The 949-nt window shown below is 68.3% G+C and carries 1 protein-coding gene; it reads right to left on the reverse strand.

Features of this window, described 5'->3' with window-relative positions; genetic code table 11:
• Positions 1-949, reverse strand: a 949-nt coding sequence (locus RFM41_RS34065; RefSeq protein ID WP_320319360.1) for a T1SS-143 repeat domain-containing protein, incomplete at both ends; no start/stop codon positions are given.

The raw sequence follows: 949 nt of genomic DNA on the forward strand, positions 1-949 counted from the left end.
CGTCGGCTGGTCGTCGATGATGGTGAGATTGAGCCCGTTGGCGTTGGCGGCGACGCTGCTGCCGTCGGCGTCGGTCGCCTGGATGAGCGAGCCGACGTTGAAGCCGAACGCGTTCTCGGCCCCGAAGGTGGTGGTGGGAGCCGTGTTGTCCTGGTCGATGGGCGCCGACAGTGTGAAGGAGTACGCGCCCGTCGTCGCATTCAGCGTCAGGGTGAACACGGTCTTCGTTGCGGTCGCGGCGGTCAGGGTCAAACCGTCGGCCGACAGGGTGTAGCCCACCGCGGCCCCGTCAGACGTCAGCGTCGGCAGTCCGGAGGTGCCGGTCATCTTGTAGGTGAGCGGCGTGTCGGCGCCGGCATTGAACAGGCCGGTCACGGAACCTGTGGCAGTCGCGTTGTAGGATCCGGCCTCGCTCGCCGCGCTGACCAGCGCGTCCTCGTCCACGATCGCCGTCTGCGGGTTGTCGGCCGCCGTCGGCTGGTCGTCGATGATGGTGAGGGTCAGCCCGTTGGCGTTGGCGGCGACGCTGCTGCCGTCGGCGTCGGTCGCCTGGATGAGCGAGCCGACGTTGAAGCCGAACGCGTTCTCGGTCCCGAAGGTGGTGGTGGGAGCGGTGTTGTCCTGGTCGATGGGCGCCGACAGCGTGAAAGAGTACGCGCCCGTCGTCGCATTCAGCGTCAGGGTGAACACGGTCTTCGTTGCGGTCGCGGCGGTCAGGGTCAAACCGTCGGCCGACAGGGTGTAGCCCACCGCGGCCCCATCAGACGTCAGCGTCGGCAGTCCGGAGGTGCCGGTCATCTTGTAGGTGAGCGGCGTGTCGGCGCCGGCATTGAACAGGCCGGTCACCGAACCTGTGGCAGTCGCGTTGTAGGATCCGGCCTCGCTCGCCGCGCTGACCAGCGCGTCCTCGTCCACGATCGCCGTCTGCGGGTTGTCGGCCGCCGTCGGC

The organism is Mesorhizobium vachelliae (assembly GCF_033977325.1).
Lineage (GTDB): Bacteria > Pseudomonadota > Alphaproteobacteria > Rhizobiales > Rhizobiaceae > Mesorhizobium > Mesorhizobium vachelliae.